The sequence below is a fragment of the Chitinophaga sp. 10T418 genome (genome assembly GCF_056394125.1).
Window position 1 is genome coordinate 272,953 of sequence record NZ_JBFTHG010000001.1, and the last position, 26,363, is coordinate 299,315.

At 44.4% G+C, this 26,363-nt stretch carries 23 protein-coding genes and 1 tRNA gene; 11 read left to right on the top strand and 13 right to left on the bottom strand.

The features are described from left to right. The first annotated feature begins 175 nt into the window (after nt 1–175). Genes AC1DCV_RS01035 through AC1DCV_RS01055 form a run of 5 tightly spaced genes read left to right on the top strand, consistent with a single transcriptional unit; the run spans nt 176 to nt 6,080 of the window. Nucleotides 176–1,036, top strand: coding sequence for a beta-1,6-N-acetylglucosaminyltransferase (locus tag AC1DCV_RS01035; protein WP_477021469.1), 861 nt, complete (start codon nt 176–178; stop codon nt 1,034–1,036). 45 nt (nt 1,037–1,081) lie between these two features. Further along, on the top strand, nt 1,082–1,927 hold the full coding sequence (locus tag AC1DCV_RS01040) for an ABC transporter permease (RefSeq protein ID WP_477021470.1): 846 nt from the start codon (nt 1,082–1,084) through the stop codon (nt 1,925–1,927). Further along, nucleotides 1,924–3,132 carry an ABC transporter ATP-binding protein gene (locus tag AC1DCV_RS01045; RefSeq protein WP_477021471.1) on the top strand — a complete coding sequence of 403 codons (1,209 nt, stop codon included), beginning with the start codon at nt 1,924–1,926 and terminating at the stop codon, nt 3,130–3,132. Before AC1DCV_RS01040 ends, AC1DCV_RS01045 begins: the two co-directional genes overlap by 4 nt. Beyond that, on the top strand, nt 3,122–5,074 hold the full coding sequence (locus tag AC1DCV_RS01050; RefSeq protein WP_477021472.1) for a glycosyltransferase family 2 protein: 1,953 nt from the start codon (nt 3,122–3,124) through the stop codon (nt 5,072–5,074). Before AC1DCV_RS01045 ends, AC1DCV_RS01050 begins: the two co-directional genes overlap by 11 nt. Then, complete coding sequence (locus AC1DCV_RS01055; RefSeq protein ID WP_477021473.1) at nt 5,067–6,080, top strand: glycosyltransferase family 2 protein; 1,014 nt, start codon at nt 5,067–5,069, stop codon at nt 6,078–6,080. The genes AC1DCV_RS01050 and AC1DCV_RS01055 overlap by 8 nt, the downstream gene beginning before the upstream one ends. Nucleotides 6,081–6,183: 103 nt before the next feature. Here the strand turns inward: AC1DCV_RS01055 and AC1DCV_RS01060 are convergent, their stop codons facing one another. Next, entirely contained in the window at nt 6,184–6,342 is a 159-nt protein-coding gene (locus AC1DCV_RS01060; protein ID WP_477021474.1) for a hypothetical protein, read from the bottom strand. Nucleotides 6,343–6,361: 19 nt separating this feature from the next. Beyond that, a complete protein-coding gene (locus AC1DCV_RS01065) occupies nt 6,362–6,673 on the bottom strand; it encodes a hypothetical protein (RefSeq protein WP_477021475.1) in 312 nt (103 codons plus the stop codon). 286 nt (nt 6,674–6,959) lie between these two features. Between AC1DCV_RS01065 and AC1DCV_RS01070 the strand changes: the two genes are divergently transcribed. After that, on the top strand, nt 6,960–7,202 hold the full coding sequence (locus AC1DCV_RS01070) for a helix-turn-helix domain-containing protein (RefSeq protein WP_477021476.1): 243 nt from the start codon (nt 6,960–6,962) through the stop codon (nt 7,200–7,202). Between the two features lie 475 nt (nt 7,203–7,677). Here the strand turns inward: AC1DCV_RS01070 and AC1DCV_RS01075 are convergent, their stop codons facing one another. The 3 genes from AC1DCV_RS01075 to AC1DCV_RS01085 form a co-directional block, all read right to left on the bottom strand. Further along, nucleotides 7,678–8,421 carry a hypothetical protein gene (locus AC1DCV_RS01075; RefSeq protein WP_477021477.1) on the bottom strand — a complete coding sequence of 248 codons (744 nt, stop codon included), beginning with the start codon at nt 8,419–8,421 and terminating at the stop codon, nt 7,678–7,680. 344 nt (nt 8,422–8,765) lie between these two features. Beyond that, the gene (locus AC1DCV_RS01080) at nt 8,766–9,719 is read right to left on the bottom strand and encodes a nucleotidyl transferase AbiEii/AbiGii toxin family protein (RefSeq protein WP_477021478.1); all 954 of its coding nucleotides are present in this window, start codon (nt 9,717–9,719) and stop codon (nt 8,766–8,768) included. Then, nucleotides 9,709–10,308, bottom strand: a complete 600-nt coding sequence (locus AC1DCV_RS01085) for a hypothetical protein (protein ID WP_477021479.1) — start codon at nt 10,306–10,308, stop codon at nt 9,709–9,711. Before AC1DCV_RS01085 ends, AC1DCV_RS01080 begins: the two co-directional genes overlap by 11 nt. A gap of 924 nt (nt 10,309–11,232) precedes the next feature. Here AC1DCV_RS01085 and AC1DCV_RS01090 point away from each other — a divergent pair. After that, nucleotides 11,233–12,129: a terpene synthase family protein gene (locus AC1DCV_RS01090; RefSeq protein WP_477021480.1), complete on the top strand. Its 897-nt coding sequence runs from the start codon at nt 11,233–11,235 to the stop codon at nt 12,127–12,129. Nucleotides 12,130–12,834: 705 nt separating this feature from the next. On the opposite strand, the gene AC1DCV_RS01095 is transcribed toward AC1DCV_RS01090, so the two are convergent. The 3 genes from AC1DCV_RS01095 to AC1DCV_RS01105 form a co-directional block, all read right to left on the bottom strand. Further along, the gene (locus AC1DCV_RS01095; protein WP_477021481.1) at nt 12,835–13,392 is read right to left on the bottom strand and encodes a hypothetical protein; all 558 of its coding nucleotides are present in this window, start codon (nt 13,390–13,392) and stop codon (nt 12,835–12,837) included. Between the two features lie 193 nt (nt 13,393–13,585). Beyond that, a tRNA-Met gene (locus AC1DCV_RS01100) sits at nt 13,586–13,659 on the bottom strand. A 126-nt stretch (nt 13,660–13,785) separates the two neighbouring features. Beyond that, a complete protein-coding gene (locus AC1DCV_RS01105; protein WP_477021482.1) occupies nt 13,786–16,299 on the bottom strand; it encodes a mechanosensitive ion channel family protein in 2,514 nt (837 codons plus the stop codon). A gap of 202 nt (nt 16,300–16,501) precedes the next feature. Here AC1DCV_RS01105 and AC1DCV_RS01110 point away from each other — a divergent pair, with 202 nt between their 5' ends. Continuing rightward, the gene (locus AC1DCV_RS01110) at nt 16,502–18,076 is read left to right on the top strand and encodes a glycerol-3-phosphate dehydrogenase/oxidase (protein ID WP_477021483.1); all 1,575 of its coding nucleotides are present in this window, start codon (nt 16,502–16,504) and stop codon (nt 18,074–18,076) included. Between the two features lie 104 nt (nt 18,077–18,180). Here AC1DCV_RS01110 and AC1DCV_RS01115 read toward each other — a convergent pair whose 3' ends face one another. Genes AC1DCV_RS01115 through AC1DCV_RS01130 form a run of 4 tightly spaced genes read right to left on the bottom strand, consistent with a single transcriptional unit; the run spans nt 18,181 to nt 20,356 of the window. Beyond that, on the bottom strand, nt 18,181–18,774 hold the full coding sequence (locus tag AC1DCV_RS01115) for a nitroreductase family protein (RefSeq protein WP_477021484.1): 594 nt from the start codon (nt 18,772–18,774) through the stop codon (nt 18,181–18,183). Nucleotides 18,775–18,783: 9 nt separating this feature from the next. Further along, nucleotides 18,784–19,224 carry an acyl-CoA thioesterase gene (locus AC1DCV_RS01120; RefSeq protein WP_477021485.1) on the bottom strand — a complete coding sequence of 147 codons (441 nt, stop codon included), beginning with the start codon at nt 19,222–19,224 and terminating at the stop codon, nt 18,784–18,786. Nucleotides 19,225–19,244: 20 nt separating this feature from the next. Then, nucleotides 19,245–19,829, bottom strand: coding sequence for an RdgB/HAM1 family non-canonical purine NTP pyrophosphatase (gene rdgB / locus AC1DCV_RS01125; protein WP_477021486.1), 585 nt, complete (start codon nt 19,827–19,829; stop codon nt 19,245–19,247). 29 nt (nt 19,830–19,858) lie between these two features. Beyond that, nucleotides 19,859–20,356: a hypothetical protein gene (locus AC1DCV_RS01130; RefSeq protein WP_477021487.1), complete on the bottom strand. Its 498-nt coding sequence runs from the start codon at nt 20,354–20,356 to the stop codon at nt 19,859–19,861. 132 nt (nt 20,357–20,488) lie between these two features. Between AC1DCV_RS01130 and AC1DCV_RS01135 the strand changes: the two genes are divergently transcribed. The 3 genes from AC1DCV_RS01135 to rpsG all read left to right on the top strand — a co-directional run bounded on the left by AC1DCV_RS01135 (nt 20,489) and on the right by rpsG (nt 22,755). Beyond that, on the top strand, nt 20,489–21,589 hold the full coding sequence (locus AC1DCV_RS01135) for a branched-chain amino acid aminotransferase (protein ID WP_477021488.1): 1,101 nt from the start codon (nt 20,489–20,491) through the stop codon (nt 21,587–21,589). A 288-nt stretch (nt 21,590–21,877) separates the two neighbouring features. Then, entirely contained in the window at nt 21,878–22,258 is a 381-nt protein-coding gene (gene rpsL / locus AC1DCV_RS01140; protein ID WP_012789278.1) for a 30S ribosomal protein S12, read from the top strand. A 29-nt stretch (nt 22,259–22,287) separates the two neighbouring features. Continuing rightward, on the top strand, nt 22,288–22,755 hold the full coding sequence (gene rpsG / locus AC1DCV_RS01145) for a 30S ribosomal protein S7 (protein ID WP_089903272.1): 468 nt from the start codon (nt 22,288–22,290) through the stop codon (nt 22,753–22,755). 286 nt (nt 22,756–23,041) lie between these two features. On the opposite strand, the gene AC1DCV_RS01150 is transcribed toward rpsG, so the two are convergent. After that, complete coding sequence (locus AC1DCV_RS01150; protein WP_477021489.1) at nt 23,042–26,362, bottom strand: hypothetical protein; 3,321 nt, start codon at nt 26,360–26,362, stop codon at nt 23,042–23,044. Nucleotide 26,363: the final 1 nt, after the last annotated feature.

Below are 26,363 nucleotides of genomic sequence, written 5' to 3' on the forward strand. Positions count from 1 at the left end.
TGCTCAACGTTTTGTTGTAGCCTACCAACTATCAGGAGTGCCCTATCGCGCCGGCTTCATGCATAACTCCCCCCGGAAACCCTCATCTAATACTTGTTATAAGATAATCTTAGTACTTTTAATACATAGACTATATTTATAGTCATAGTAAAAGACAGAATGCATTATTATGAGAATGGCCAATATAGTTATCCTGCATCGATATCCGGGATTGGCAGCGAGAATGATTAAGACGTTGCATCATCCGCAATTTGATTTTTATGTGCACGTGGATAAAAAGGTCGATATTTTGCCCTTCGAATACCTGGCAACACTGCCTAATACCCGGTTTGTAACAGGCCGGAAAAATGTGAACTGGGCTGGATTCAGCCAGGTGGAGGCTATTGAAGCATCCCTAGATGCCATATTTTCCAGCGGCCGTTCCTACGATTGTATCAATCTCCTGAGCGGGCAGGACTACCCGATTAAACCAACAGGTGATATATACGCATTTTTCGAAGCTCACCCGGGCCTCTCTTTTCTTGCTTCGGAAACGCCCCCTTCTCCCTGGTGGGATGAGGCTTTACGGCGGGTTAGCCGGTATCATCTCATCGACTATAATTTTAGAGGGAAACACCGGTTGGAAAATATGCTTTCACTCCTCCTGCCGGAAAGGAATTTGTCGTTGCCGGTGCAGCTTTACGGAGGACCTCTGGCCGCTTACTGGACACTAAGTGCTGCTGCAGCTGCTTACCTGCACAAATCCCTGGCGGAAAGCAACCATCGGTTCTTTTTCAAACACACCTGGGCGCCTGATGAGTTTCTGATAAATACCATCCTGATGAACAGTCCTTTCAGGGAGCATATTGTGAATGATAATTACCGTTATATAGACAGGTCAAATGGCGGCGCACATCCCAAAGTACTTACGATGGCTGATCTGAGCAGTTTGCAGTCCAGCAGCCGGTTGTTTGCGAGGAAATTTGATCCGACCATAGATGCTATGGTACTGGACCGGATTGATGAAACGATCCTCTATCATAAAAAAAGGGTATAAGCCGAAGCTCCAAAAGCGTATTAACTATATAAAGCAATACAACCAATGGAAAATAAAGACGCCTGGGACTGGGAGATCAGCTCCGGCACAAAATGGTTTCAATGGCATCTGTCGGAGATCTGGCATTATAAAGATCTGCTCCTGCGGCTTGTCAGAAGAGACCTGATTGCCAACTACCAGCAAACCTTGCTGGGTCCGTTCTGGGTATTTCTGCAACCGGTGCTGACCACATTGGTATATTACCTGGTTTTTGGAAGAATAGTAAAGATCTCTACCAGCGGAATTCCTCCCATCCTCTTTTATCTTTCCGGTATACTCTTCTGGAGTTACTTTTCAGATTGCCTGAATGGTACCATGTACACCTTCCTGCAAAATGCCAATGTTTTCAGCAAGGTTTATTTCCCCCGGCTCATCGTACCTCTCAGTAATGTGATCTCCCACACGGTGAGAACCGCCATCCAGCTGCTGTTGTTTATTTTCATATACCTGTATTACTTTTCCCAGGGTGGAATCACAGCTACTTATTATATCTTATTAACGCCGGTGTTGCTGTTGATTACGGCAGGTTTTGGACTGGGAGCAGGGTTGATTGTGAGCGTACTCACCGCCCGGTACCGGGATCTGGATTATACCCTTCAGTTCCTGTTGCGACTCTTTATGTTCGCTACCCCGGTGGTATACCCCACCTCCATTGTGCCGGAGCAATACCAGATTTTGTTCTGGCTTAATCCGCTTACAGCGGTGATAGAAACTTTCCGGGCAGGGTTCTTTTCAAATGAACCAGTGTATATTATGCACCTGCTCTTTAGTTGTGGAGAAGTGCTGTTGCTGATACTGGTGGGCATCACCTTATTTAAAAAACAGGAATTAAAAGTAATGGATGTGATATGATCGCCATCAAAGCAGAAAATATTTCCAAATCTTATCGTCTTGGCACTTTAGGCGCCGGGCGTTTGCGGGAAGATATCCGCTACTGGCTGAAGAAGCAGCCGGCAAAAGATTACCTGATATGGGCATTAAAGGATGTGAGCTTCGAGGTAAACCAGGGAGAAGTGATGGGATTTATTGGCAATAATGGCGCCGGTAAGTCAACACTGCTGAAGATCATTTCCCGCATAGCAGCACCTACTTCCGGACGGGCATTTGGTAAGGGGCGGGTAGCAAGCTTGCTGGAGGTGGGCTCAGGCTTTCACGGAGAACTCTCCGGACGAGAGAATATTTTTCTTAACGGGAATATCCTGGGCATGAAAAAACGTGAGATCCAGGCCTGCTTCGATGAAATTGTTGCCTTTTCCGGCGTAGAACAGTTCATCGATACTCCTGTAAAACGTTACTCCAGCGGTATGTACATGAGACTCGCCTTTGCAGTAGCCGCTCACCTCAACCCGGAAATTCTTGTGGTTGACGAAGTACTGGCTGTGGGCGATGTGGAATTCCAACGGAAATGCCTGGGCAAAATGAAAGAAATTTCCGGCCGCAAGGGAAAAACAGTATTGTTTGTAAGTCATAATACCCAGGCGCTGCTTAATCTTTGCGATCGGGTGATCACCTTACATAAAGGTCAGCTCATCAACGAAGGTAACCCGGCAGAGGTAATTGGCAGCTACCTGAAAAACCTGCAATCGGATTATCTTCACCAGGAATATCATACTCCGGATTCAGCGCCAGGTAACGACTATATCAGGATAAAGAAAGTATCCCTGGAATATGACACGGAATTGTTCGATATCCGCACGCCCTTTATCGTCCGGTTTGAGTGCTGGTATGCTGATCCTAATCCTGGTAGCCTGATCGCCGGAATACACCTGTTTAATATGGCCGGAGAATGCATTTTCGATGTGGCGTCAAAAGGAGCGCCATTGCAACCCGGCATCATCACTGGCGAATGCCGGATACCAGGTAACTTCCTGAATGATGGGGCCTATTACCTTTCCATCGTATTTGTAAAAGATACCACCACGCGTCTTTTCTACTTTGAATGTTGTCTTTCATTTAATGTGGAGGACTATCGGGAAAATACAGCCTGGTTTGGGAAATGGATGGGGTATGTACGCCCGGATTTTCCTGTGATTTTAAATCAACAGCATGTTGTATAAAATATCTCACGTACAACTCACGGAACTGGATGGCCTGGTATTAACTGCCGGCCATCAGTATGTGGTGGTTTGGTGGAATGATATCCCGCTGGGGCATGCCTGGATCGTTCAACCGGAAGATGCGCGTGAAAAGCTTCGTGTAGCGATCCAACCGGCATTAGACTACTACCGGGAGCATGGCTCTTCATTACATACTGTCAATACCGGGGGGAGGTTGTCGGTAGTGATCTGCACCCGCAACCGGCCGCATTCACTTGCGATCTGTTTGCAATCCCTGTTATCCTGCACGGACCAGGATTTCGAACTACTGGTCATTGATAACGCACCGGATGACGATGCCACTTATGAGGTTACACGTAAATTTCCAACTGTAAAATATGTGCGTGAAAAAAGGAAAGGACTTGACATTGCACGCAATACAGGTGCCCGCACGGCTACCGGCGATCTTATTGCATATACTGATGATGATGTAAAGATCCCTGCCAATTGGATTGCTAACCTCAAAGCCTGTTTCAGCGATCCGCTGATAATGGCCGTTACAGGCCTGGTGATCCCTGCCTCACTGGATACCTATGCACAATATATTTTTGAAAAGAAATGGGGATTCAATAAAGGGTATCTGCCTCGCCTGTTCGATCACCGTTATTTTCTTGATCACAGTGCTTATGGGGTGCCTGCATGGGATGTGGGCGCCGGCGCCAACATGGCCTTTCGAAAAGACGCATTCCTGCTCGCCGGTTTTTTTGATGAACGACTCGATGTAGGGGCGTCCGGCTGCAGTGGCGATTCGGAGATGTGGTACCGGGTACTGGCGGAAGGATGGAACTGTTATTATATACCGGAACTATACGTATTTCATGAACACCGGTCATCCGATACCGGTCTGCGTCAGCAACTGTTCAGCTACATGCGCGGACATGTAAGTGCACTGCTGGTACAGTATGAAAACTATCAGCAACGCGGAGAACTGCGGCGTTTGTACAAAGGGTTGCCACACTACTATCTCAAACGACTGAAACAATGGCTGCAGCGCAACCACAATGAAAGTCTCCGACATATTATGACGGAGATAAAAGGCTGCTATTCAGGCTGGCGGTTTTATAATGCGCATAAACAATTTCAACGACAGGATATTACCGTGTTTCCATCTGCATTACAACAACCCGTTCCGATAACTGAGCACAGCATTGTTTCTGTTATTATTCCCTGTTACAATCATGCAAAGTATCTGAAACAGGCCATCGACAGTGGACTCGGACAAACCTGGAAACAGGTAGAGGTGATTGTGATCGATGATGGATCCACCGATAATACAGCGGCAGTGTGCGCGCATTATTCAACACAGATTACGTATAGACATGTAGAGCGGGTGGGATTATCTGCCGCCCGGAATATAGGGGTACAGCTTAGCAAAGGACAATTCCTGATCTTCCTGGATGCAGATGATTATTTATATGCAGGAGCAGCAGAACTGCAACTGTATTATTTCAAACTATATCCACATGCAGGATTTATTTCCGGTGCACATGACCGCGTGGATAAATCCGGCGCTTTCCTGAACACCGTATATCATAATGGTGACGGATATTTGTCGTTGTTGCAGGGGAATTACATTGGTATGGAGTCATGTATTCTTTATAGACGCGATCTTTTTTTTCATTTTCATTTTGATACGCGGCTAAGCGTTTGTGAAGATTATGATCTCAACCTCAACATTGCCCGACACCTTTTTGTTTTTCATCACAATAATAGAATTGCTGCCTACCGAATTCATGATATGAACATGTCCACGAATAAAACGCGTATGCTGAAATGGGCACGCCAGGTATTACAGAAACAGCTGCCGGCATTGCAAAATGAACAGGAAAGACTTGCTTTGCAGCAGGGCCTGAACAACTGGACATCCTATTATACTAAAAGAAACCAGCATGAAAATGAGTGAACGGATACCATATGAACCGCCGTTGATACCACCTGTTGCTCCTGGAGTACATCGTCCTCTCTGGTCGGTGATGATACCTACGTATAACTGTAGCCGTTATCTGGCGGCTACGCTGCAAAGCGTGTTGATGCAGGACCCAGGTCCAGAGCTGATGCAAATAGAAGTAGTAGACGATTGTAGCACGGATGCCGATGTAGCGGCATTGGTAGCCACCATTGGCAAAGGCCGCGTTGAATTTTATCAACAGCCTGAGAATGGTGGCAGTCTGCGGAATTTTGAAACATGTTTAAACCGCGCCAGGGGAAAGTTAATACACCTGTTGCATGGTGATGACATGGCCGGTGATGGGCTGTATGCGGTTACTGCATCACTGTTTGAACAATATCCTGAAGCAGGCGCTGTGTGTACAGGCTATTCATATATCGATGAAGATGGTAATTTTATGTGGCCGGGAAATACGCTGTTGCCAGCGCCAGGCGTTATCAGCGATTGGTTGCCTGCCATTGCAACGCAACAAAAATTGCAACCACCGGCGGTAGTAGTAAAGAGAGCTGTATATGAACATCTGGGTGGATTTTTTGGTATTCATTATGGAGAAGACTGGGAGATGTGGGTGAGAATAGCCGCGCATTACCCGGTTGCCTATACCCCTCAAACCCTTGCTGCTTACAGGGTACATAGCACTAACATTACAAGCCGGTATTTTCAGTCAGGTCAGCATATCAAGGATATAACAAAGGCCATCAACATCATACAGGCTTACCTGCCGGCACAACAGCAACGGCAGCTAAAACGAAAGGCACAACGCAACTGGTCTTTGTATTTTGCTCACACATCAGACATGGCCTATCATAAATATAATAGGCCCCGGCAGGCGCTGGAGCAGGCATTACGGTCATTTTCGCTGCATCAGAACAGGGTGACGGCTTATTTTGTGCTTAAGATATTCCTGAAGGTGTTGATACGGTATAAACAGGGCGGGCAGAAACAGGGAGGAGATACCTGATATTTGTTCATCTTACTTTTATTCGGCGACGAACGCCTGCTGGCGTTTGTCGCCGAATAAAAGCATCACCTCAGAGGTGATTAAATGTGAACATGGATTTTAATTACATGGAGCATTTAAGTCCGTTTATTTTTTTCAGTTGCGTCACCTCTTTTCGCAGCTTTTTAATTTCCTTCTCAGTTTTGGAAATTTCCTTTTTCAGGAAAAGATTTCTTGCCTCTATGTCTGCGCAGGCCTTTGTAAGAAATTCCTTGTCAGTCATGAAGATTGTTTTAAAACTGTTAATTATTATTGATAGTTGTTTTGAGATCATATCTACTAATATGCAATCCCATTTGTTCAAATAGTTTCCCCGCTATTTCTATAATCTTTTCTTTCTCCGCCTTGCTGATGGCGGATATTACCTGCTTCGGGTTTTCGGGATTCACAACATCTTTTATTCTTATTTTTCTATAAAATGTTGGTGTGCTCCAATTACACTCTTCACATACATGCTCCCGGAATATTACTGGTAATTGGCTGAACAGGGTATGCAGCGCTAGTGCTGCATTTGAATTGTTTGTCGAAACTGGAATTACAATATCTTTTTGCATTATTTAATAATTGTAGGGTTAAAGAGAAATGAAAGGAGAAGAAGAGGCTTGTAAACTAACGGGTATAAAAAATGGTGTAGGTGAGATCCTATTTTGCAAGGTCATGATGTTGAGTAAAGAGACCAATACAAACACGCTTAGTATTTTATTATCCCGCAAGAGTAATAAACTATGATGTATTCATAAGTTCGAAATCATTTTAACAAATATAGGGAAATAATACAAAACCGGACATGTCCGGTTGGTTTTTTATTTCAATAGGCATTGCTTTACTCTCAAAATGAATATGGAAAGCAAGCCACACGCCACGGAAGTAGATTTATTCGTTATTAAAAAGGTGAAAGAGATGAGAGAGAAGGAGAAAATAAGACAGATTGATCTATCCCAACATTTAGGAATGGCAGATAGCTTTATTTCCAACGTAGAAAGCAATAAGCGGAGGGATAAATATAATATCCGTCATCTTAATGAATTGGCTAAAGTTTTTAAATGCTCACCTAAAGATTTTTTACCTGATAATCCATTTTGAAATTGAGGTAATTCCTACTAGTACTAATGAAATAAATGTAACTCTAATACACATTCCATGAAAAAATGGAACTACGAATTAGGCTTAAGAAGGAAAGTTTAAAGCAATAAGAACGGGCAATTGTACCACCCTATTGAGTAGCCCATATTCCATGATGAATTTATAGAACAAGTCAAAAGCATCCACATATTGATTTGGTTGACTATGGTGTACAGCCGCTTAGAAGATGAGTAGCCAATGCTTAGCACCCGCTATGCACCTATAGAAGCACCGCAGGAGAGGTGGACTTGATGCGGGGATGACGCTCGGATGTATAACCGGGATGAAATTGAATCAGAAGAAGGATAAAGGTCAGCACTGGCCATAGCAGGGCTGCTTCAGTACCAGGCTGTAGCTGCGGAAAGAAATATACTATTCAAAGGAAGCAGGCATAAAAGGTTTATTTATCAAAATATCTCCGGAGGCAAGGATCGCTTTATTCCAGTTGAATGATAGATGGATATGTGTATGTATAGGTAAGTTTGGGAAGCAATTTCGTCCGMTTTGGGTGGATACGTTTATTCACATATTGGGGTACTTGTGGCGCTGCCACCGCAATAATATCTGCAGCCATATATTGTCTGCTGCTGGATGGGCCATCTTTATACATCGCTCTTACCTGGAAAGCTACTACCAGTGAACCCTCTCCGGGTACATCCAGCGAAACATTTGTTTCCTGGAAAGTGGTATCCGTATCTATCTTTAGCGTAACCGTTTCGCTACCCACCACCTGACGTGATGTAAAATCAATACGCGTTGCGATCACTTTTACTTCCAGCGCAGCAATATCTTTATACCCGTCGATGGTTTGTGCGGGAATCTTTAATATCCCGTTAGCTAGAAGCCGGGGAGCCACCGTAAAAAAACGATCTACTCCGGTAGGCTGATTGAAGCGGAAGCCTGTGATGGCCTCGTGATGATCGCCGGCAGCAATGAGTAGCTTGTTAAGCCGATTGATGTGGCCGCCATCACAATGGATATCCAGGTGGGGGTAGAACGCTTTACGGATAAAAGCGGCTTTCCTGCTGGCGATGCCAAAGCGCCTGGATGCGCGGCGGGTAGCAGCCGTTTGCTGCACGCTTTCAGGCATGGAGCGCAGGAAGTAGTTGCCATTGCGCTTATACCCAATGAGAGGGCCTAGTTTTCCCGTAAAGGGAAGGATAGACATTTGTTTTGCCATGGGAGATTATTTTGATTACTATAAACATAAGATAATCCGGGGGAACCAGTTTTCGGGATAGATTGAAGATTAGCTAATGGGAGTGTATGGCGTATTGTATAATATTCAACGGTAGTGTAGTGGGGATTTGAGAATGACAAACGCGAGTGTATGGGCATTTAGAGAATATTGAAAAAAGATAATCTTGAGGTTTTCAACTTGATCCTATGATGCCAGATATAGCAAATTAAACAGGTATAAAATCAGAACCTCCCATAGAATACAAGTTCTATGGGAGGTTTTAATCTGATCTCATGAATAAATTGGATGATAAGTCAGTAGATAAAGCTCCTTAATGTCGAGCGTTATAACCGCTCAATATTCTTCTGGATTCTGTGAAGCAAATCTTCAAAGGGTAATTGCCCCTTATAATAAAGGCTCTTAGTAGCCTCGTATCGCTCTTTAAATCTATTTCTTAATGCTGGTGAGCGAAGATGAAATGCTTCACATTCAGCAATGACCACTCCTTTATCTTTGCCCAAAAATCGAGCTTTTTTATGCTGTTTATAATCTTCTGTGCCAATAAATTCTTGTACTAGTGAATTGTCAAGCAGGCAATAAATATCATAATATTGCCGCATTAAATTAGGTTTCTCTTGCCCTTTTTCTTGCTCAACCCGGAATTTTGTTATGATAGTTTGGAGCTTTTCAACAAAAGTATATCCAGGATGATAGCATGCGACATCTATCGCGCGATTATCCTCCATCTTAATTCTGCTATCAACAGCTCGATCAAATGCCCATGAGCTGATGGTCAAGTTGTTGTTGGGAGTAACTGTATCAAATCCTACCTCAAGAAGAATACCCTCTTTGGCCCCTTGCACTTTGTCAGTGAAATTTTTATAAAACAATCTAATTCCACCACTATTATACGTTTTTTCATTGTCGAACGCTGTATCACGTATGACTGAAATAATCCCATCAATTTTGATTTGTTCTGCAAGCCAGTCGTAATATTGCTGCCTCGATTTTACCGCATCTTTTTTGATGTTTTTAGGATCGGATATAACCTCCAGGTGATCTGGTGGATATATTTGAATATCTATATCTTCTGAAAATCGGTCAATAATGCCATAGCCCTTTGATAAAGAAGTCCCTCCCTTCATTACAAATGAAAAGTCTTGCTTTTTCAAACCATATAAAACATGCATAATCCAGTAGTCTTTCTCAATAAGACCAGCGAGAATTCCGTTTTCTGTTTCTAATATCCTTAGAAGATCCGCAAAGTTTTTATGCTCATGAAGAAAATTAGATGACATGGGTAAGCACTTTTTGTTGATTTAAAACCGGAGCTAATACAGATTTAGTTCTGATGTTACCGTAATTAGCTAAGGAATGCTTTAGTTGCTTAAGATCCATTGAAGAGGCTTTTTTCAAAACATTTTTTAAAAGCTCCTCTTTATCTTCTGCCAGACTATCTAAATTATTAACTAAATCGACAAGCAAAAATTCTTGAGTGAGCTTTTTAGGGAAGCGATGTTTAGTGTGGAAAAAATAATTTCTCCCACCTAACAGGAACTCTCCATGCCTTTTGTGGTTGTATACAACCCGCTTGTTATATAATTGAGTCGTTCCAACACCTAAACTATTATATGCATTTGGAGAGGTCACTAAGAAATCATCATCCTTTAAAAAGCTTCGTACTAATCTTTCTTCATCAGGAGGAGCAGCACCAAAGACCGTCTTTTTAGGAACGTGATATAAACCAGTCGATAATTTCTCAACAAATCCTTCACGTAAGAGCACAGTAAGGTGACGATCAACGGCATTAGACCATTGAGCCAAGTCGGCCCGGCGATATACCCGACCTTGTTTTAAATGCTTTTTGAGTTCTTCTAGCTTTGTCATCTCTTTTTCTTCCTATCTACAAATATAGGTCAAAACAACCTACTTTGCAAGTATAATAATTGAAAATTCATGCAAATATATTGTATAAATTATTTATAACCAATTATTTGAGTGTGATGTATGAAAGTTTATCAGAGAGTAATTAGAAGGAAGGCTTAAGTAGAAATTTCAACTACAAAAAAATAATCAGAAAGAAATTCGTTAATGGAGATGATCAATAATGGGACATCAGGGTGGTGTACTATATCAACATCTAATCTTATTATTCCTGATTGAAATTTTTTCATTCAGGAAGTACTTATGAAATCAGTACCCGTCAATTCTTTCCACAAGTTCCTCAAATAAGAATTGACATTAAACATATCTTCAACATCATTACTAAGAGAGGCTTCCAGCATCGCTGAAAGCCTTTTTTAATTTCGTAGGGGCAACGGGAGGCATTGGAAACCCGTGATTTCATTATTGTCTGAAATGCAGGGGATAATCGACAGTGATTTTTTAATGTATTATAAATGAACCAACTGTATGTTTACTGCAGCATGCCTCTCTATTTTTGAAGCAACGTCCTAAATAAAGATTAAGGAAAAATACAGCATGATGATATGCTTCAATGCCTATACAGTCAGTATAGGCAACAGGCGCCATTTATTATAAAGTAGTAAAAGGTATTCAACATTTTTTGCCAGATTTTGAAACATGGCAGGATGCAGTTGTAAACATGGTGCACTATTTCAGCATGACATTAAGCGGATGGAAATCTGCCTCTTCCACAAGCTGAGTCCAGGGTATAAGACAGCACATTTATCGCTAAACATAAACTATAATATGCGACCTGAAGAATTCAAATCCAGCAACTATCTTCCTCTAAATTATTATCCATGGCCCAATCTTGTGAATTCGCATATAGAGCAAATGGGGAGGGATATGGATTCCTGGATCGATAATGATTACACCTTTCTGACGGACGAACAAAAGGTGAAATACAAGAAGATGCGGTTGCATGCCTGTACAGCCTGTATGTGGCCCGACCTGACGTATGAGCAAGCTATTCCCTGCAATAGGTTCATGCTCCAATATGTTGTTCTCGATGATCAATTGGAAGATTCCTCACTTCAGGAAATCCAGCAACAGCGGATCCGTTGTACAGCTATTCTTAAAGGTGATGAACCAGGACCAGATGAAAATGCACTTTATCAACATCTGGCGATCCTCAGAAACGAATTCCGTGCTTTCATGCCTGAAATATGGATGGAGCGTTTCATCTACTATTTTTATCAATCCTTCAGATATGGGATTGAATTAGAATATTCTTTTAAAGTAACCAATCTGCCCCCTTCCCTTAGCCTTTTCCAGGTCATTCGTGAGTTTTCCGTTCTTATGCGTCCGTATCTGATCTTTGGTGAAATTGAATCCGGCCTTGTTCTGCCGAACYATATCATTGAGCATCCCGTGATGCTAAAGATCATATCCCTGATTGTCAGAGTTGTTGCATGGCAAAACGATATTCATTCTCTGCCAAAGGAAATGGCAAAGGGAACAGAAGTGTTTAACCTGATCTTTGTGCTGCAACGGGAATATCATCTATCGTTGGAAGAAGCTTGTACAGAGGCTCTCCGTATTCATAATGCGGATTTGGAAGAAGTAATTGCCTTACATAGGGACTATCGTGAGTTTGGTGAATACCAGGAACATGTAGATAAGTTTCTTTACTATGCGGGAGTTGGGCTTCAGGGAGTAAATACATTTTATTTGCAAGAAACGGAGAGGTACCTGCACGGAGGAGTAGGGTTTGCCTGGCCTGAAGAGAAGAGTCCTCGCTGAGATGTTTTTTAAAGGGCTAAGAAATAAGCATTCATATTGCATCACCGCGCTCAAATGAAAAAAGCCGAAAACTCTTTGTAGTAAAGTGTTTGCGGCTTGTTGTCTGTAGGTGGAAATGGTAGAATATCTAACCAGATATTGAAAGCTTGTGTAATATTCAATAATCTTTCTCCCTAAAATAAATTTATACAAAATAAAAAAAAGCTCCGTAAGGAGCTTTATATAATTAATTCCTTAAAGGATGTTTGGAGCTAGTTTCTATAGATTTTAACTCTTGTTGATTTACATTTATTTGTTTTTTATCCATAGTAACCTCCTTTTTCATTTGTACCTGTTGTGTAACAACAGAGCAGTTTTTTAATAATTGACGTCCCTCTTCTTTTGCATGCTTAGCATACATCACTGTTAAACAAATATAGAATACTAGTAAAAAGAACTTTCTAGCCCTAAACCATCCTCCAGAACACCTGGGTGCTGATTTATTAAAAATATGTCGCAAATTTTACGCCAAACGCAAGGTCTGTTAATTTTAAAAGGCTTCCAAGCAGATGCCTGAAAGCCTTTTAAAATTCGTAGCCGGAACGGGCGGAATATCTAACCTCGTAATTGACGGTTTGCCAGATTTTAATACATTACCAGAAATAGCTTTGAGGAAAGAGGGAAGTCATTTCCGTTTTTTTGTAAACCCTCTGTAACGACCATGAGCTACTCGCTAAACTTTAATGACCTGGCCACTGAATCAAAAGTACTTCTATATCGGGCAGCGTCTTTTGTTTGAGTTCCAGCAGTAATAATATAGGCTACCCCATTTTTTGGGAAAATATAACTGATCAACGTTGCTTTGATGTTTCGAGGCTCCATAGAATAACTATACCAGCTCCCTTTTAATCCATTGGCTTCTATGTCACCCTCTGCGAGTATAGATGCGCTAGGGATTGCACGTTTTACAGATTCAATTGTTTTTGCTTTAAACTCATCCAAACTCAGGTTTTGCATATATTCAGTGATCACATTAATATTTGTATTTGGATCGTCTATCGTCTTTGGCGCGGATAAAAAATAATAATCTATACCACTAAAGGTCTGATGTGTGGTTGTCCAACCAGTGGGAATATAAACGGTATAGTTCAGCTTACCTACGTTCATATTTGCAGTTGGCGGAACATTGGCAACTATTTCTTCTGCGGCCTTCCGATAGTTGCTTTTATTATTACATGCTGCGGTAACAACTAACAGAAAAATAAGGGTACAAAATGTTTTCATGGTATAATTATAATAAAAGTAGATCTGAAATAAGAGAATAATCGGATTGATAACAATGGCAGCCCCTACATTTATTTCAAAGGATCAAGTAGCCTGCACATGCATTTTCTAAATTCAGACACAGTTTATTTCATTTTTGTGTCATAGTAAAAAAGGCTTCCAAGCATATGCCTGAAAGCCTTTTTTAATTTCGTAGCGAGATCGGGAGTTGAACCCGAGACCTTTGGGTTATGAATCCAACGCTCTAACCACCTGAGCTACCTCGCCTTTTTATCTCCACTTTGACCGCTGTAACTACTATCAGTAGCGCCTGCTGCTCCAAAACGGGAGTGCAAAGATAACGGCTTAAAAATGAAAATTCAAAATGTATCCAACGTTTTTTTATAATTTTTTTTAAACAGTGCCGTCAGGAGCGGGTTTATCCCACTTTTTCAGCAAGCTGTCATCAATAGATCTAACATGCAGATCCTGCTGTGGATAAGGTAATTCGATGCCCGCTTTGTTGAGGGCGTCATAGATAAATGTGAGCACATCGCTTTGCTGGGTGCCGGCAACATCCAGGTCGGAGACCCAGAAATATACCCGGAAATTGATGGAGCTGGCGCCAAATTCATATAGCTGTACCACTGGGGAGGGGGCGGTAAGTACGCCCTTCCGGTCTGTAAAAGCGGATTGTATAATGTCGGTTACCTGTTTTACATCGCTGCCGTATCCTACGCCGAGGGTGAAGGTTACGCGACGGATCCGGTTGGTTCTGGTCCAGTTAATCAGTTGTTGGGAGATGAGGTCGCCATTGGGGACAATGATTTCTGATCCGTCATAGGCGCTGATTTTGCTGGAGCGGATACCGATTTCCTTTACTACGCCAGAGCGGGTGCCGAGTTCTATCACATCACCTACTTCGAGGGGCTTTTCAAAAGCGAGGATGATACCGGATACCAGGTTGTTGACAACATTCTGCAAGCCGAAGCCAATACCTACGCCCAATGCACCGATCACGATGGTGAGCTTGTCCATCGGAATACCGGAGGCGGCAAAGGCCAGCAGTACGCCGCCGGCGAGTACTGCAAGACGCAGCAGCAGCAAGGCAGAGCCAAACTTTGTTTTCTTGGAAGGGTTGGCGCTTTGGCCGGTATTACCAAACATATAGGCGATCAGCTGGGAAGCAACAGTGGCCACCCATATCACCAGGATAAAAATAATGATGCTGCTGAAAGTAAAGTCGGAGTTGCCGATGGTATGCCGCGAAGAAAGAAAGCCGGTGATGGCGTCATAGATCGCATCGTATAAATAAACGTTACGGGTAACGATGACAAGCCAGCCTACGGCGGCAAGTATGCTGAGGAATGTTTTTAGTTTTCGCTGTACATCCTGGTAGTCCATAAAGGAGATGAAGGTGCTGGAATCTTTATTCGCTTCTACCTGCAGGTATACTGCTTCCATCAATATTTTCACGAGGGCAAACAGACTAAGGGCCATCACGGTGTTGACGACCGCGCTGGAACCTATTATTTTGGCGGTACCCACTCTGGCGAAAATAACGAGCAACAGGGAGAACGCGCTGGTAATCAAAAATAGTTGCAGCACCGGCCGGGTATATTTAGGTTGCGCAAACGTGGTGAGTGACGATTCTTTTAATAACCTGTTGGCAAGTACGATAGACAGGATGGCGCCAATCAACAGGCCCCATTGCTCTGCATAGGTGACTTCTATCAGCAGGTTATTGAGGCTGTAAATGAATAATAAGCCTATCAGCAACAGCCAGTTTTTGAATAATGTTTTAGGGAAATGAGAACGGAAAATAATGGTCAGCGCAATTGCGGCAAGCCCCCAGGTGATTTCTGTAAACAGAATAGGATAACGCACGGATAGTACTGACGACAACGTAGTAATAAATACAACGATGCTGGCTACCGGAAAGCGATATACGTATTTGGCATGCTGCAATATCGTTTCTCCTTCCTGTTCTGTATGGTTTTGCCGGATTCTTCTGATGTTGTTATAGATCCACCAGGAGAGTAGTACCGCCAGCAGTAGCCACACAAAAAATACCGGCCATTGGATAGAGAAAAATATCCCCAGCACTTTAGTGCTTTTGTGCAGAGAGTTTTTTAATACCGGGAAAAATTCAAGCGGATTAATACTGTCCCGGTGCGGCTTCCAGAGGTAGCGGTAATCGCGGGTAAACATGTTGGCAGAATATTGTTGCAGCCGGTAGTCCATGTCTTCATATAAATTGGAAACATCTATGTACCGGTTGGCGACTTTATTTTGCAACAGTCCTATTTTAATCAGGTTGTACTTATCGGCGCTGTCTACTGCGCGGAACTTAAGTATGAGGTTGGTCATCTGCCCCAGGTAAAAGCCGTACAGCTCATCTTCTGCAGGTATATTCCGCATGGCGGTATCATTCCGGAGGGAATGAATGGTGTCGTTGATGTTGACCAGCTTATCATAATAAGAGAAAAGGTTGCTTTGCCAGGAGGTGAGTCTGCGTTGCAGCTGTTCCAGCATTACTTTGTTGGTATAAATATCATTGATGTTAGGTGTGCGCCCCAGACTGGCAATGTTGTATTTAACGAGGGCAATAGAGGTATCTGTCAGCGGAAGACCAGCGCTGATGCTGGCGGTATCAAACCCGCGTCTGAGTGAACTCATCAGGTCATTCAGCATCAGGGTGTAGTTTTCAATACGGTTAATCAGGATGGCTACAGCCGTATCGGATTTTTTTATCCGGTTGGTGTCTTTAGACAGGGCAGCAATGTTTTTCCGGATAGTGGCGCTGTCTATGGCGACCAGGTGAATGGTGTCCGGAACTTTTTTCTGCGCAGCTGTGGAGAAGCTGCCGCTGATAATAGCCACCAGCAATATGATTTGTAGCAAAAATGGTTTAACCTTCATGAACATAAGCAACTGCATATAATTTCCTGCGCCGGCAGAAATGGATAATCCTTTTGGAGGAACATTTTTTCACGCCTAAATGTTCCTGAATTTAAAACTTTTAACCGGCTAGACCGTTAAGTTTTCTGGAATCGGCCGTTTAACTTTTGCTCGGTATATAATTCCGCTGTATTTTGTAAGTAATTGCCAGACCAATGAAAACTCGCTTATGAACAGAGAAATGCTCGTTACTGCACTTAGAAAGGATCTCGAACCCTGGGATATAGTCGTGATTGGTGGTGGTGCCACGGGGTTGGGAGCCGCTCTGGAAGCGGTAACAAGAGGCTACAGGACTTTGCTGCTGGAGCAGGTGGATTTCGCAAAATCCACATCCAGTAAAAGCACCAAATTGGTGCATGGCGGGGTGCGTTACCTCGCACAGGGAGATGTGTCCCTGGTAAGGGAAGCCAGTGTAGAACGTGGATTGCTGGCTGCTAATGCGCCTCACCTGGTACGTAACCTGGCATTTGTAATTCCTACTTTTAATTTCTGGGAGAATTTAAAATACACCATCGGCCTCAAAATGTACGATTGGCTGGCAGGACGACTCAGTCTGGGTAAGTCAGTGCATATTTCCAGGTCAGAAACGCTGAAGCTTTTATCTACGCTTAAGCAGGATAAACTCGCCGGCGGCGTACTGTATCACGATGGCCAGTTTGACGATAGCCGTCTGGCGATCAACCTGGTGCAAACCATTGCTGATAAAGGAGGTACCGTATTGAATTACATGCGGGTGACCAGCCTGAATAAGGATGCTGAAGGAAATATCAGCGGTCTAACGGTAAAGGATACACTGGATGGTGGAGAGGAGATCTATATCAATACAAGGGCGGTGATTAATGCCACCGGTGTTTTTGCGGATGATATTCTGGAGATGGATAACCCGCAGGCCCCTAAGTCTATTGCGGCCAGCCAGGGCGTGCACCTGGTGCTGGACAGTGAGTTTCTTCCCGGCCATAACGCCCTGATGATTCCTGCTACCAGCGATGGCAGAGTACTGTTTGTAGTGCCCTGGCATAATAAAGTAGTGGTAGGAACTACGGATACGCCGGTAAATCATATCAGCCTGGAGCCAAGAGCACTGGAAAATGAAATTGCCTTTATCCTCAGTACTGCCGGGCAGTATCTTTCCCGGCCACCTCAGCGCTCCGATGTGCGCAGCGTATGGGCCGGCCTTCGCCCACTGGCGGCTGCTAAAGCAGAAGGACATAAAACCAAGGAAATTTCCCGCAGCCATAAAATTATTGTCGCTAAATCAGGACTCATCACTATTATCGGTGGCAAATGGACTACCTACCGCCGTATGGCGGAAGATGTGGTACATAAGCTGGAAGAAGTATTGCGCTGGAAAGAAACGGTCACCGCTACGCCTCATCTCAAAATCCACGGTGCCACAGATAATGTGAACTGGGATGATCCCTGGTATTTTTACGGCAGCGATGTATTACATATTCATCAGATGGTCGCCCGTCAGCCGGATCTGCAGGAGGAGCTGAGCCGGGACTATCACATTATTAAAGCGCAGGTAGTTTGGGCCGTGAGAGAAGAAATGGCCCGTAATATTGAAGATTTTCTGGCTCGCCGTACCCGGCTTCTTTTCCTGGATGCAAAGGAGGCACTACGTATAGCCCCCGCCGTAGCCAGGATTATGGCAACAGAATTACATAAGGACGAACATTGGGTAGCCACACAGATAAGCAGCTTTGAAGCGGAGGCAAGAGGCTATCTATTAGTGGAAGCGTAAAGCTGAAGGCATAAAGTAAAAAGCTATAGAAGCGTATGATGAACAGTTTATCGCTAACATCATACGCTTCTATAGCTTTTTACTTTATGCCTTCAGCTTTCTGCTTACTTCCAAACAAACTTCTCAGAAGATGGCTTTACCCTTCTTCCAGGTTGCGGAGGTTCGTCTGTATAACCGAGGTAAAAGAAACCCAGTACCAGGTCTTCATCTCCCAAACCCAGGTAGTCCTGCATAGCAGGGTGGTAGGTCATACCACCGGAGCCCCAGTAGCCTGCAAGGTTAAGTGCAGTAGCTCCCAACCAGATATTTTCCACTGCGCAGGATACTGCCGCAATTTCTTCCATTGCCGGAATCTTTGGGTTGTTGCCTCGTTTCATGCAAATGGCCAGCACGTGCGAAGCGAGGTTGCCCTGGTTTTTCAGTTTGTCGTAGTTGCCCGGAATATATTTGTCTGCCGGGGTGTATTGCTTATACAGGTCCGCATGATCCGAACAAAACTGCTGCACTTTATCTCCGCTGTATACCACAAAATACCAGGGCTCCGTATAGCCGTGGGTGGGAGCCCAGTCGGCCAGATGCAATAATTGCTGAACGGTTTCATCTGCTATCTTCCTGCCGTTCATGCTGGTAGGTTTCACCGTACGACGTGCTGTAATCACTTGCTCCACAGATGTGGCTAATGTTGTTGTATCCATCATATGTTGTATTTATTTTCCTGTTTCCAGGCTGGCCTTCATGTCGGCCGGTAACTTCATTATTTTGCGAAGATGGTAATCAAAACAAATCATGCCGGTTTTGGCCTCGGCAATCGTGATCGTTTGTGCATTTCTGTTAGTAGTGATGCGATAAAATAATTCAAAGCCAAAGGCATTGAATTCTCCCGCGGCTATCGCTACTTCAAAAATATCTCCATGAAATCCTTCTCCTTTGTAAGCTACTGCCACATCTGCCATAATCAAACCTTTACCGGCTTCATGATCCAGTTCTTTGTAGCCGATGCTGTTGAGGAACTGAATCCTTGATTCGTGCATGATAGACAGTATAGCATCGTTGCCTACGTGGTTACCATAATTAATGTCCTGTATGCGCACAGGTACTTGTATAATAAAAGGAAATACTGCCGGTAAGTCTATCTTAATCCTTGCCATTATTAATTTTTAGGGAGATGCTAAACGTTTGTTGTTTGTTTCAGGAAGGCCACAAATTTTTCAAAGGCCCTGGCCCGGTGGCTGTATTTATTCTTTTCTGTCAGGTCCATTTCTGCAAAAGCCCTTGTTGTTCCTTCGGGAACAAAAATGGGATCATAGCCAAATCCTTTTGCACCTTTCGTTTCCGTAGTAATATGACCTTTGCTCACGCCTTCAAACTGATGTTCTTTACCATCCAGTATCAGGGAAATCACCGTGCGGAATTGTGCGGTGCGGTCACTTTGTCCTTCCAGCTCCTGTAATACTTTTACAATATTATCGGCTGCTTCCTTTTGTTCACCGGCGTAGCGGGCGGATAAAACACCCGGTGCGCCGTTTAATGCGGCGATTTCCAGCCCGGTGTCTTCTGCAAAACAGTTTTGTCCGGTCATCTGGTGAATGGTAGCCGATTTCTCGGTGGCATTGGCTTCCAGTGTATCGTGTGGTTCCGGAATATCGATGTCTATGCCGGCTTCCAGCAGGGTGATGATCTCAAACTGATCTCCCAGCAATGACCGGAACTCTTTTACTTTGTTTTGATTGTTGGTAGCAAATATCAATTTCATATAGTCGGATGAGAAAGCGGTTTATTGTATTAAATACCTAATAATTGTTTTAATCCTGCCCATAGTCTCGCTTTCAGCGCTTTGTCGGTGCCAATGAGTGCTAATTCATCGGAAAACAGGAGGGTGGTACCATTTACGGTTACCAGCTGATAAAGTGGAATATCGCTGAGTCCAAGTTGTTCCGGTGCAATCCCAAATACAACGCTCCGTTCTATCTTCACCGCTGTTTGCCAGTCAGGAAATGCAAGAGAAGGGTGGTGCGACACGTTAAAAAGCGACACATCCTGCATCCCCAGTTTACAGGCATTTAATATATTGGTGAGGAGGTTGAATAATTCTTCGTTTAGGTACGCTTCGTTTTCGTTTTGTATGAAGAGCGCAATGTTTTTTTGATTTTCTCCTAAATATTTGACTTTGGGCACCACTTTTTCCGCGACCTCAGCCGGCATGCTTTTCCCGGGAATGATTGGCTGGGTAAAGATTTTAGCCAGAAAGTAAGGATCCAGTTGGAATTGCTCAAGCGACATATTTATTACCGTTTAATTTAATATGAAAACCCCGGCTGGGGAAAAATCAGTTTATTTGCACTGCCTTACCGTAAAGGTTTCGGCGACACAGCGATTAAAAATGTAAAAATATTGAGATAAAATTGATTAACCATGATGGTAGATAAATCAACAGTTAAGGAAGAGGCACTAAAGAAGATCAAAGTCACCGGAACTACGCATAGCAGGCTGAGTGAAGTGGATTTCAACAACCTGGCATTTGGTAAAATGTATGCCGACCATATGCTGGTGGCTGATTTTGATGGTAAAGAGTGGAAAAATGCGCAGATTTTACCTTTTCAGAACCTGTCTGTAAGTCCTTCCAATGCCGCCTGGCACTATGGGCAGGCAATTTTCGAAGGCATCAAAGCCTATAAAGATCCTCAGGGCAACCCCATGATCTTCAGGCCATATGATAACTACAAACGCTTTAACACCTCCGCAGAAAGAATGGGAATGCCCCAGGTACCTGAATGGCTGTTTATTGGCGGTCTGGATATATTAATAGATATGGACCGCGACTGGGTACCTACCGGAGCGGGCTGTTCTCTCTACCTGCGTCCATTTATGATCGCTGCAGATGAGTTTATAGGCGTACGTCCTTCTGATACTTATAAGTTCGTTATCATCAATTCTCCTTCTGGTCCTTATTTTAATAAGCCTATTAAATTATTGGTGCAGGACAAATATGTACGTGCTTTTCCGGGCGGCGTGGGTTATGCCAAAGCTGCCGGTAACTATGGTGGTACTATGTATCCTACTATGCAGGCTAAGAAACAGGGGTATGATCAGATTTTGTGGGTAGATGGATATGAACACAAATACCTCCAGGAATGCGGTACCATGAACGTTTTTGCGATCATAGGCAATACTGCCATTACTCCGGACCTTACACAGGGAACCATCCTGGAAGGGGTTACCAGGGCCAGCGTAATGGATGTTCTCACCGATATGGGCCTCAAAGTGGAAGAAAGACCTATTTCTATTGATGAAGTAGTGGCTGCCCATAAAGATGGTACCCTTAGAGAGGTTTTTGGAACAGGAACAGCTTCCAGCGTAGCTTATGTAGAACAGCTGGATTACCTGGATACGCAAATCAAACTGGATACCACCAAATACGAAATAGGAGCAGAAGTGATCCGTCGTTTGGATGATATCCGCACCGGACGGGCTACAGATACCCGTCATTGGAATTACATAATCGACAAGAAATAAGTACTTTATATATTATTATCATCGAAAGAATAGGGTCAATAAAAAGACCCTATTTTTTTATGGTTGTTTCTAAGGGAAATCATACCTTTGCAATCCGGTTTTTGGTAATCCTGAGCTGCTACCAGAATAATAAGACCTTTCCCTGTTTATACAGAAGATCATCCCGGTAAAAATATTTTCGAAACAATTTTGTTATTCACACATATAGTTTTACCTTTGCCGTCCCAAAATCCCTTTGTGGGGAATTTGGATGTCATTGTAAACCGACATAAAAAAACTAGGTAAAGAATGCCTACTATACAACAATTAGTAAGAAAAGGAAGAGAAATTATCCGGGCTAAGTCTAAGTCCAGGGCATTAGATAGCTGCCCTCAGCGTCGTGGCGTTTGTACTCGTGTATACACTACCACGCCTAAGAAACCGAACTCCGCTCTGCGTAAAGTAGCGAAAGTGCGTTTAACCAACAAAGTTGAGGTGATTGCCTATATCCCTGGTGAAGGTCACAACTTGCAGGAGCACTCTATCGTACTGATCCGTGGTGGAAGGGTAAAAGATTTACCAGGTGTTCGTTACCACATCGTTCGCGGATCTTTGGATACTGCAGGTGTGAAAGACAGAAAGCAGAGCCGTTCCAAATATGGTACTAAAAAGGAAAAGGCTAAGAAATAACAATTATAAATAGTCGTAATTTTCAATAAATGAGAAAGCAAGCTGCAAAGAAATTGCCTCTGGCTCCAGATCCTAGGTTTAATGACAAGCTGGTAACCCGCTTTGTTAATAACGTTATGGAACAAGGAAAAAAGAGCATTGCCTATAAAATTTTCTACGATGCTGTGGATAAGGTAAGCCAAATGACCGGCGAGAACGGTTACGAGGTTTGGAGAAAAGCATTAACCAATGTTACTCCTGGTGTAGAAGTTAGAAGCCGTCGTATTGGTGGTGCTACCTTCCAGATTCCTGCGGAAGTTCGTCCTGATAGAAAGATCTCCCTGAGCATCAAATGGTTAGTACGCTTTGCCGGCGAAAGAAACGGTAAGAGCATGGCTGACAAGCTGGCGAATGAAATCGTAGCAGCAAGCAAAGGTGAAGGCGCAGCGTTCAAGAAGAAAGAAGACACGCATCGTATGGCAGAAGCGAACAAAGCTTTCTCTCACTTCAGAATCTAGTTATAGCCTTAACAGGCAACTCAATATATTCGGCAAACAGTTCCTTTGGAGCTGTTTGCCTTTTTGTGTTTATACCTTTCCGGAACGTGATACCGGGTTATCATCTCTTCACTAACCCCATCCCTCAAAAAGAGCATTTATTACAGCACCGTCAATTAGAAAGGGGATGCTGTTGAAAGTATAATCTGATCAGTTGCGCCCACTCAGCCTATCTCAAAAAAAACAGGCACCCATAACGGATGCCTGCCAATTGAAAATACCTGGATATTTAGGGAACACTGGATTACTATTTCACATTTACCAGCACGTTAATCTTACCGGCTTCACCATCAAACTCCTGTAATGCCTTGCCAATTACCTGTCCTGGCTTCACTTTATCAATATCTGCTTTCATGGCATAACCTGCTTTACTGGAAGTTACCAGTAAATCACCCCGGTGAATAATGCCATTTTCATTACATACTTTAGTCGGAATCACGCCAACTACTCCCATCGGAACTTCTGCAGAAAGGTCTGTTTCTATATCATGTTCAGTCAGCAATACACCTGGTCTGGTGGCAAATACACCTGCCACAAGGGTAGAATAGGGCTCAGCTGATTTTTCCACCATACGGTCTGTATGAGTCGAAATCACCAGTACATCCCCTGCTTCATAGGTAGCCCGTGCGCCTGATACAGCAAATGATTCCGCTAAATCCGCTCCGCCGGTTTGTGTACCGCCGTTAAAGAAACCACGTCCGGCGCTGTTGATCCTGGCCACATTTACAGTACCCGGGTCGCCGCTTTTGAATACGGCAAGATTGCCAGTACTGTGTGTTTCTACCCGTAGTACGTCAGTTGTATTTGCGTTATTGAAATTGACGAATCTGGCAGCACGACCAGTACCAAAATTAGGTACCCAACCGTAAACGGCATTACCGGAGCCATTAACGGTGCTTTCTACGCCATCACCCAGGTTGGCAGCATTGGCAGTAATACCATTTCCATTTCCCTTAGCTATAGCAACGAGTGCAGGTCCATTACCAGTTACACTGGAAGAATAGAACAATCCGCCAAATCCACCAGTCCCCGCATTTTCACCATATATGGCCGCAGTACCAAAGTTGGAAAACTGTGAATTCACCTTGCCATGTACCGCAGGAGAAGTACCGTTAGTGTTGTCCACTTCAAAATAACCCGCTGTACCATTACCTAATGTTTTAGCCGTCACTACATTGTTGGTGTTGGCATCATTGAAATTCTCAAAATCCGCCGCCTGTCCGGTACCGAAGGTAGGCACCCAGCCGTAGATTGCTTTGCCCGTACCGTTAACATTGCCTTCTATGGCATTGCCATTCTTTTTAACATTGGCCACAATAGCATTACCATTACCGTTATTGATAGACACCAATGTATTGCCGCTGCCTCCTGTATTGGAGGTATAAAATAATCCCGCAAAGCCGCCAGTACCGGCCGCTTCGGAAAATACGCCGGCAGCCCCGAAATTGCCAAATATGGTATTTACTTTAGCTTTTACAGCCGGTGCTACAGAGTTGGTATTATTTACCTCAAATGCTCCGGCAGCCCCGATGCCTACAACACCAGGATCACCGTTGGAGGTGGTGTAGGCCGTCATATTATCAACAGTGTTAGCCGAATTGTTGTTTTCAAAACGTCCGGAGGCGCCTGTGCTACCGCTTAGCCCAATCTGGCCAAATACGCCTATGGCGGTACCGGCGGCGTTGCCAGCCACAAAGCCACGTACGCCGTAACCGCCACCATCATTGCGTCCTACTACTGCACCAGCTATATCAGAGGTGGTGCGTCCAACTACGGCTTCCCCGGCACCAGTATTATCACCAATTACACCGGCAGCCGTTTGTACGCTCGTGCTACCATGTACGCCTGTGTTATTCGTGCTGCTGGCATCGATACCGAACCCTCCGCCGGCGGAGGCTGTGATCGCGGAGCCATTCCCTAAAGTGCTGACATTGAGTGCATTATTGTTATTTGCATTATTAAAGATTGAGATGGTAGCTGGTATTCCGTTGTTACTGGTGGCAGTTAAACCGGTACCACTGTTACTGTTGGCATATACGCCGGTTCCTGCTGCACTGGAGTTGCCATATACACCAAGTCCATTGGGCGTTACACCATAAACACCCCAGCCTGAACCAGCCTGGGATCCCCACACACCGATTCCCAATCCACCAGTACCATTGTTGATACCTCTTACTGCAGAGGAAAAACCGCCCGGAGAGGCGGAGCTCACAATGCCCCGTATAGCCGCGATAGAAGAAGTAGCAGTATTATTGATGCCCTCAATCGAGGTCCCATCTCCATCGTTAGTGATGCTGAAAAGGGTAGCGGCATTATTTTCTGTGGCTACAAAAGGAAGGGTAAGTCCGCCTCCGGGTGCTGCAGTTGCCAGCCACTGTGCTCCATCAAATTTTAATATCTGGTTAGCCAGCGGCGCTACATTGCTAACTGGTTTACCTTGCAATCCAGCTACTACAGGGGCGGGGTAGGTACCACTCAGATCTCCGCCGGCAGGGCCGTTAGGAGGTAAGGTAGTTGGTATAACGCCCGGAGCTATTTTTGCCAGGGTAACTTTTCCGTTTCCAATCAGGGGATTAGGGTAGGTGCCTGACAGATCTCCTCCTGCTGCAATACCATTGATGTTACCGGCAGGGCCTTGTATCCCCTGAGGCCCGGCTGGTCCCATTGGTCCGATCGGTCCTATTGGACCTATTGGTCCGGCTACACCCGCAGGTCCAGCTACACCGGGATCGCCTTTAGCACCTTGTATACCGGCAGGCCCGGCTACACCAGGATCGCCTTTAGGACCTTGTATGCCTGCAGGACCGGCTACACCGGGATCACCTTTGGCACCTTGTATACCGGCAGGACCGGCTACACCAGGATCGCCCTTAATACCCTGTATTCCGGCAGGTCCAGCCGGACCTACTGGTCCTATCGCTCCTGCCGGTCCAACGGCACCAGGGTCTCCTTTGACGCCTTGAATGCCCGCAGGACCTGCAGGTCCGGTGGCGCCGACAGGTCCGGCTGGTCCGATGGGTCCAATTGGCCCCACTGCGCCCGGATCACCTTTGGTACCCGCAGGTCCTACTGGTCCGATTGGTCCGTTAGGTCCGATGGGCCCCACTGGTCCCACTGCGCCAGGATCACCTTTAGCACCGGCAGGTCCAGCTGGACCCGGATTTCCGTTTGCTGCAAATAAAGCGTACGGTACACTCATTAATTGTGAAGTACCCAGCTCGCTGAAATTGCTTCCGTTAATGGATATTTCTACTTTCAGATATTGATTGGCATTTGCCCAGGGAACAGTACTATAAGTGCCTGTCAATGGAGTACCCTTTCCTATTTGTAAAGTAAATAAACCTAAATTATTGGTGGTAGCATTGTGTGTTTCCTGGTATTGCACAGGTCCGGCAGCAGAGCCACCCAGTACAGAAAAACGTACGGTCAGCGATTGATTGCCGAGAACAGTGCCATTCGCATTACGTGCCACAGCCTGGTAATTGGTTCCGGCAAGCCCGCTCTGAGCCTGCACATATTGGGATGATACTGCTAAGAGTAATATTGCCAGGTAGAATATCTTTTTCATA

Excerpts from the sequence above, each read along its gene's own strand:
- AC1DCV_RS01110 (WP_477021483.1), top strand. The coding sequence starts at position 16,502 with ATGAACAGAGAAATGCTCGTTACTGCACTTAGAAAGGATCTCGAACCC.
- AC1DCV_RS01130 (WP_477021487.1), bottom strand. The coding sequence starts at position 20,356 with ATGTCGCTTGAGCAATTCCAACTGGATCCTTACTTTCTGGCTAAAATC.
- rpsL (WP_012789278.1), top strand. The coding sequence starts at position 21,878 with ATGCCTACTATACAACAATTAGTAAGAAAAGGAAGAGAAATTATCCGG.
- AC1DCV_RS01035 (WP_477021469.1), top strand. The coding sequence starts at position 176 with ATGGCCAATATAGTTATCCTGCATCGATATCCGGGATTGGCAGCGAGA.
- rdgB (WP_477021486.1), bottom strand. The coding sequence starts at position 19,829 with ATGAAATTGATATTTGCTACCAACAATCAAAACAAAGTAAAAGAGTTC.
- AC1DCV_RS01080 (WP_477021478.1), bottom strand. The coding sequence starts at position 9,719 with ATGTCATCTAATTTTCTTCATGAGCATAAAAACTTTGCGGATCTTCTA.
- AC1DCV_RS01055 (WP_477021473.1), top strand. The coding sequence starts at position 5,067 with ATGAGTGAACGGATACCATATGAACCGCCGTTGATACCACCTGTTGCT.
- AC1DCV_RS01040 (WP_477021470.1), top strand. The coding sequence starts at position 1,082 with ATGGAAAATAAAGACGCCTGGGACTGGGAGATCAGCTCCGGCACAAAA.
- AC1DCV_RS01095 (WP_477021481.1), bottom strand. The coding sequence starts at position 13,392 with ATGAAAACATTTTGTACCCTTATTTTTCTGTTAGTTGTTACCGCAGCA.
- AC1DCV_RS01070 (WP_477021476.1), top strand. The coding sequence starts at position 6,960 with ATGGAAAGCAAGCCACACGCCACGGAAGTAGATTTATTCGTTATTAAA.
- AC1DCV_RS01115 (WP_477021484.1), bottom strand. The coding sequence starts at position 18,774 with ATGATGGATACAACAACATTAGCCACATCTGTGGAGCAAGTGATTACA.
- AC1DCV_RS01120 (WP_477021485.1), bottom strand. The coding sequence starts at position 19,224 with ATGGCAAGGATTAAGATAGACTTACCGGCAGTATTTCCTTTTATTATA.
- AC1DCV_RS01135 (WP_477021488.1), top strand. The coding sequence starts at position 20,489 with ATGATGGTAGATAAATCAACAGTTAAGGAAGAGGCACTAAAGAAGATC.
- AC1DCV_RS01065 (WP_477021475.1), bottom strand. The coding sequence starts at position 6,673 with ATGCAAAAAGATATTGTAATTCCAGTTTCGACAAACAATTCAAATGCA.
- AC1DCV_RS01060 (WP_477021474.1), bottom strand. The coding sequence starts at position 6,342 with ATGACTGACAAGGAATTTCTTACAAAGGCCTGCGCAGACATAGAGGCA.
- AC1DCV_RS01105 (WP_477021482.1), bottom strand. The coding sequence starts at position 16,299 with ATGTTCATGAAGGTTAAACCATTTTTGCTACAAATCATATTGCTGGTG.
- AC1DCV_RS01050 (WP_477021472.1), top strand. The coding sequence starts at position 3,122 with ATGTTGTATAAAATATCTCACGTACAACTCACGGAACTGGATGGCCTG.
- AC1DCV_RS01045 (WP_477021471.1), top strand. The coding sequence starts at position 1,924 with ATGATCGCCATCAAAGCAGAAAATATTTCCAAATCTTATCGTCTTGGC.
- AC1DCV_RS01085 (WP_477021479.1), bottom strand. The coding sequence starts at position 10,308 with ATGACAAAGCTAGAAGAACTCAAAAAGCATTTAAAACAAGGTCGGGTA.
- AC1DCV_RS01150 (WP_477021489.1), bottom strand. The coding sequence starts at position 26,362 with ATGAAAAAGATATTCTACCTGGCAATATTACTCTTAGCAGTATCATCC.
- rpsG (WP_089903272.1), top strand. The coding sequence starts at position 22,288 with ATGAGAAAGCAAGCTGCAAAGAAATTGCCTCTGGCTCCAGATCCTAGG.